Origin of the sequence: Stenotrophomonas geniculata ATCC 19374 = JCM 13324 (assembly GCF_001431625.1) — a bacterium.
Lineage (GTDB): Bacteria > Pseudomonadota > Gammaproteobacteria > Xanthomonadales > Xanthomonadaceae > Stenotrophomonas > Stenotrophomonas geniculata.
On record NZ_LLXT01000020.1, the window covers coordinates 1 to 5,571 of the forward strand.

General features: G+C 65.1%; 7 protein-coding genes and 1 other RNA gene. 6 read left to right on the plus strand and 2 right to left on the minus strand.

Translation table 11 applies throughout. The annotated features are described in order from the left end of the window. Positions 1-242 precede the first annotated feature (242 nt). Positions 243-647: a DUF6165 family protein gene (locus ARC63_RS01235; protein ID WP_010483869.1), complete on the plus strand. Its 405-nt coding sequence runs from the start codon at positions 243-245 to the stop codon at positions 645-647. An 18-nt stretch (positions 648-665) separates the two neighbouring features. Here the strand turns inward: ARC63_RS01235 and ARC63_RS01240 are convergent, their stop codons facing one another. Further along, on the minus strand, positions 666-1,712 hold the full coding sequence (locus tag ARC63_RS01240) for a glycosyltransferase family 9 protein (protein WP_010483867.1): 1,047 nt from the start codon (positions 1,710-1,712) through the stop codon (positions 666-668). Between the two features lie 20 nt (positions 1,713-1,732). Here ARC63_RS01240 and ARC63_RS01245 point away from each other — a divergent pair, with 20 nt between their 5' ends. Genes ARC63_RS01245 through ARC63_RS01255 form a run of 3 tightly spaced genes read left to right on the plus strand, consistent with a single transcriptional unit; the run spans position 1,733 to position 3,635 of the window. Beyond that, the gene (locus ARC63_RS01245) at positions 1,733-2,482 is read left to right on the plus strand and encodes a 3-deoxy-D-manno-octulosonic acid kinase (RefSeq protein WP_010483865.1); all 750 of its coding nucleotides are present in this window, start codon (positions 1,733-1,735) and stop codon (positions 2,480-2,482) included. Next, the gene (locus ARC63_RS01250; protein WP_010483863.1) at positions 2,482-3,249 is read left to right on the plus strand and encodes an MBL fold metallo-hydrolase; all 768 of its coding nucleotides are present in this window, start codon (positions 2,482-2,484) and stop codon (positions 3,247-3,249) included. Before ARC63_RS01245 ends, ARC63_RS01250 begins: the two co-directional genes overlap by 1 nt. Further along, entirely contained in the window at positions 3,246-3,635 is a 390-nt protein-coding gene (locus ARC63_RS01255) for a nuclear transport factor 2 family protein (protein WP_057502326.1), read from the plus strand. Before ARC63_RS01250 ends, ARC63_RS01255 begins: the two co-directional genes overlap by 4 nt. Before the next feature lie 78 nt (positions 3,636-3,713). Here the strand turns inward: ARC63_RS01255 and ffs are convergent. Next, positions 3,714-3,810, minus strand: an RNA gene (gene ffs, locus ARC63_RS22495) — signal recognition particle sRNA small type. 300 nt (positions 3,811-4,110) lie between these two features. On the opposite strand from ffs, the gene ARC63_RS01260 reads away from it, so the two are divergent. Continuing rightward, positions 4,111-4,428: a DMT family transporter gene (locus ARC63_RS01260; protein WP_010483859.1), complete on the plus strand. Its 318-nt coding sequence runs from the start codon at positions 4,111-4,113 to the stop codon at positions 4,426-4,428. Positions 4,429-4,719: 291 nt separating this feature from the next. Further along, positions 4,720-5,571: ESPR domain-containing protein (locus ARC63_RS01265; RefSeq protein WP_338141128.1), on the plus strand; the 852-nt coding region annotated here is incomplete at its 3' end.

Below are 5,571 nucleotides of genomic sequence, written 5' to 3' on the forward strand. Positions count from 1 at the left end.
AGATAAAGAAAAAGGGCTGCCGAAAGGCAGCCCTTTTTCTTTATCTGGCGCGGGACGCGACGCGCGTTGCGCGTCGCCCCACGCGTTGCTGTGCAACGCGTGGGCCCCTCCCTTTGCCGGCCTCTCCCCGCCCCTGTCGGGGCAGCCCCTCAACAGAGGGGCTTGTTCCTCCAGATGGATCTACCTGTCCCATCGCGAGCTGCGGGTTAAACTGTACGCATCACCTGCTGGAGCTTTTCCCCATGACCGCTGAAATCCTCGTCCCCGTTTCTTTCGGCGAGCTGCTGGACAAGATCTCGATCCTGCAGATCAAGTCCGAGCGCATCAGCGACGAGGGCAAGCTGGCCAATGTGCGCAAGGAGCTGTCGGCGCTGGAGCAGACCTGGATGGCACACCCGGCGGCGGTGAAGGACATCGCCAAGCTGCGTGCCGAGCTGAAGACGGTCAACGAGCAGCTGTGGGACATCGAGGACGACATCCGCCTGAAGGAGAAGGCGCAGGCGTTCGATCAGGGCTTCATCGACCTGGCGCGCAGTGTCTACCTGCGCAACGACGAACGCGCGCGCATCAAGAAGGCGATCAACCTGGCGCTGGGTTCGGCGTACGTGGAAGAGAAGTCCTACCAGGATTACGCGCAGCGCGCGTAATCCCCGGCAGCCTGCCGCTCACCCCAGGTGGTCGGCGACGTAGCGTTCGAACGCAGCGATACCGTCTTCGACAGTGATCAGTTCCATCACATCGTCGAACTCGATCTTGGTGCCCCACTTCAGATCCGCGGCCTGCTTGGCCAGGTACTTGCGCGCGGCATCATCGTAGCGGTCCACGCAGTAGCGGCGGTCGGAATAGGGACCGCTGCGGTTCGGGTTGCTGGCCGCATGCAGGCCCAGTACCTTGGCGCCCATCGCGTTGGCGATGTGCATCGGGCCCGAGTCCGGGGTCATCACCAGATTGGCGCGGGCCAGCAGTGCCGGCAGCTGCTTCAAGGTGTCCTTGCCGACCAGGTCCAGTGCCGGCGTGTGCAGCTGGGCCTGGATGGCATCGGCCATGCTGCGCTCCAGCTCGCTGCGGCCACCACACAGCACCACCCGCCAACCGCGCTGTGCGGCATGGTTGGCCACGGCTGCATAGCGGTCTGCATACCAGTTGCGGCGCACGTGGCTGGAACAGGGCGAGATCATCAGTACCGGTCGGCCATCGTCCTGCCATTGCGCGGCGGCCCACTCATACGCGGACTGCGGCACCGCCAGGTCCCAGCTGACCTCGGCCTGGCGCAGGCCAAGGGGTTCACAGAAGCTGCCGATGGCGTCCAGCACATGGATGCCGGGGCGGTCGGGGATGCGCTCGTTGATGAAGAGACCGTGCAGATCCTTCGATCGGCTGCGGTCGTAGCCGATGCGACGCTCTGCGGGAATGAAGGCCGACAGCAGGTTGGCGCGGAACGCCACCTGCATCTGCAGCAGCGCTTCAAAGCGCCCCGGTGGCAGCTGCCTGCGCAGTTCCTTGACCCCGGCCATGCCGCTCTTCTTGTCGTAGGCATGGAAGGTGACGCCAGGCAGGCCGTCGAGCAGCTTGTGGCCGGCCTTGTCGATGATCCAGTGGATCGGCGTGTCCGGGCGTGCGGCCTGCAGGGTGCGCACGAGGGGCACCACGTGGGTGACATCGCCAAGTGCGGACAAGCGCAGGAGGCACAAGGAGGAGGACGCTGATGCCATGTGTTGTTAGACTCAATGAAATGGTCGCATTCGACGCCAATGAAGCGCTGACGCCATGCCGCGAGGGTCGCGGCATCGGGGCCATTCTGTTCGACCGCGAGCGGCTGCGGCAAGCCGAGATCGGCCTGTTCTCACCCCAGCACTGGGGAAGCAGGGCCCGGCCGGTGGGTGAGGGCGGCCGTGGCAGCGCCTGGTTGGTCGATGCGCCGTTCGGCCCCAGCGTGCTGCGCCACTACTTGCGCGGTGGCCTGGCGGCGAAGATCAGCCATGACCAGTACTTCTGGCGCGGCGCGGACCGCACCCGCAGTTTCGCCGAATTCCGGCTGATGCGCGCGCTGCGCGAGAAGAAGCTGCCGGTGCCACGGCCGATCGCCGCGTTCTACATGCGCGAGGGCCTGCGCTACCGGGCCGCGATCCTGATGGAGCGGATCGAGGGTGTCCGTTCGCTGGCCGACCGTGCGCTGGTCGCTGGCCGGGGCGCACCGTGGGAGGAAACCGGGCGGCTGATCGCGCGCTTCCACCGTGCCGGCCTGGACCATGCCGACCTCAATGCGCACAACATCCTGTTCGACGGCAATGGCCATGGCTGGCTGATCGACTTCGACCGCGGGGTGATCCGCATCCCGGCGACCGCCTGGCGCGAACGCAATCTCAAGCGCCTGCTGCGCTCGCTGATCAAGCTGCGCGGCGAGCGCAGCATGGAAGACGTGCAGAAGGACTTCGCGCGGCTGCGCCGCGCCTATGACATGGCCTGGAACCGGGGCACCTGATGGACTGGTCGTTGCGTTTCCTCGGCGTCGGCAATGCGTCGGCGGTCGAGCTGGGGTCGCCGATGTCGGTGATCGAGCGGGACGGGCGTCCGTGGCTGACCATCGACTGCGGCGGTGAAGGCCTGACCGCGTTCAAGGCGCACTACGGCCACATGCCGCAGGCGTTGTTCGTCACCCATGTGCACCTGGACCACGTGGCGGGCTTCGAGCGCCTGTTCGTCGATACCTTCTTCAATGCGCACCGGCGCGGCAAGGTGCGCCTGTATGTGCCTGCCACGGTGGTGCCGCTGCTGCACAAGCGCATCGGGGACTACCCGAACGTGCTGGCCGAGGGCGGCGCCAACTTCTGGGATGCGTTCCAGCTGATCGTGGTGGGTGAGGCGTTCTGGCATGAAGGCGTGCGCCTGGAGGTGTTCCCGGTGCGCCACCATTGGCCGGAGACGGCCTATGGCCTGCGTCTGCAGGGCGCGCTGACCTGGAGCGGCGATACCCGGCCGATTCCGGAGATGCTGGCCCGTTTCGCCAACGACAACGAACTGATCGCGCACGACTGCGGCCTGCACGGCAACCCGTCGCATACCGGTGTGGACGACCTGGAGCGCGAGTACAGCGCCGAGCTGCAGTCCCGGATGATGCTCTACCACTACGCCAGCGTGGCTGACGGTGCGGCGCTGGCCGCGCGCGGTCACCGCGTCGCCCAGCCGGGGCAGTGCGTGCGGTTGGCGAGCCCGACGGCGCCGCACGTGCTGGCGCAGGATCCGCCGTGAGCGGTGTTGGCCAGCCCGTCGACGCGGCGCTGGCGGCCGAACTGGAGGCGCTGGAACGCGCGCTGCATGCGCCGCAGGTGCGGGGGGATCGCGAGTCCCTTGCGGCCCTGCTGGACGAGGATTTCAGCGAGATCGGCAGTTCCGGCCGCTGTTACGACCGTGCAGCTGCGCTGGCGGAGATCCCGCTGGAACGGGCGCAGGTGCGGATCGAATCGGAGCAGTACGCGGTCTCGCTGCTGACGCAAGACCTGGCCCAGGTGCGTTATCGCAGCCGCTACTACCTGGATGGCCAGCCGCAAGGCTGGGTACTGCGCAGTTCGCTGTGGCGCCGGCATGGGGACGGATGGCGCATGGTGTTCCACCAGGGTACGCCGGAAGCGCAGTAGCGCGGGGCCATGCCCGGCAAAGGGCGCCAACCAAGGTTGGCATCTACCAGAGGCGGGGCGTCGCCGGAAAAGGCGATGGCCCCGCCGGCTGACCTCGGCGCCCGCGTCGATCGATACCGTTGCTGCCTTCCGGCCCTGGCGGGATTTTCGACCTAGCGTCGCGAGGGGCCGACGGGGCCACCATAGAGACGTTGGCCGCCCAGTGGGTGGCCGGTTCACCGATCAGGGGAAGCAGCGCGCGATGCGCCGGAGACCACAGCCGGACTGCACATCGGCTGGCCGATGGCAGAACGCAACTATAGCGCAGGCAGGTACATCGACGCCAGCTTCGTGCACTGAATCGGCTGTAACCCGCGTCTGCTGGCAACGCCCCGGCGCGACCGGCGTTGCTAGAATACCGGCCAGGAGGAACGACCTCCCCCACATCGGGAATCAATGACCAGGACGGCCTGGCCCTACCAAGAGGAGGGCTGTCATGGCCTGGATCTATCTGTTGTTCGCCGGCCTGCTGGAAATCGTCTGGGCCGTGTCCATGAAGCAGTCCGAAGGCTTCACCAAGCTCACCCCCACCGTGGTCACGATCATCGGCATGATCGCCAGCTTCTGGCTGCTGGCGGTGGCCATGCGCAGCCTGCCATTGGGTACCGCCTATACGATCTGGACCGGCATCGGTGCGGTAGGCGCGTTCGTGGTCGGCATCGTGTTCCTCGGTGAGCAGGTCAGCCCGATGCGGATCGGTGCAGCGGTCTTGATCGTGTCCGGGCTGGTGCTGATGAAACTCTCCAGCAGCTGAATGCATTTAGTTGAGCGGGGAATGGATTCCCCGCGTCCTGCAGGTATATGCATTTTCGGCAAAGCCATTTTGTCCGCTCGTTTTATTTGACGCACGTCATGAAAATAACGAGCGTGATTCACATGCCGCTGGCGCCATCGGACGCACAGTGCCGCCATTCGTCATGCGAAACCGGGGAGTTTTCGCCTTGACGGACACGCCGGCGCACCTTTTTCAGGGGGCGTCGCGTGAAGATGTGAAGATTTTCAGGAGTTAATGCCGCCAGGCCTTGTTCCCGTATCGGGAGCCGGGATGGGCCGCATCGTCTTCAAAAAACCTGCCCGCAGTGCCATCCGGTCTTTTCATGGAGATTTACCGATGAACCGCATTTACCGTCTGGTTTTCAATCGTGCCCTCGGCGTAATGCAGGTTGCCTCGGAGGTCGCCCAGAATCCCGGCGGAAGTGCGATTACCGCGAAGCGGCCACCGCGATTGCGGGCGCATCAGCTGGCGGTCGCACTGGCAGCCACCTTGGCCAGCGGTTCGGCGTTCGCAGCGTGCACCGGCACAACGACGATCATCTGCGACAACACCCCCAACCCCACCAATTACAACAACCCCGCATCTGGCATCACGCTGCAGGTCAACTCCGGTGCAACGATGCGCTCATCTGCGACCTTGGGCGGCAATGCGGTGACACTGGGGGGCAGCAATGTCACGGTCAACAACAGCGGGCTGATTGATCCCAGCACGCTGCTGCTCGCTTCGGATGGACTGGTGGTCGGCAACAGCTCGGCCAGCGCGATCACTGTCAACAACAACAGTGGCGGCACGATCAACGGTGTATTCAATATCGCTACCTTGCTGGGTTTCGGCGGCCAGGCCATCGTGGCGCAGAATGGGGGCGGTGGCTCTCCCGGCCAGGTCACCACCATTACCAACAATGGCACGATTGGCGTGTCACTGATCGGCCTTGGCAATGTCGTTGATGCGACTTCGGTGGTGACCTATGGCGGGGCAGCCGCCAATGTGACGAATACTGGCAGCATCACCGGGCGGGTGGGATTGGGCTCTTCGTCGGGCAATACCTTCCTCAATGCGGGAACGGTCAACGGCAGCGTGCACCTGGGCGATTCGACAGGTGGGAATACCTTTACGGCCGTG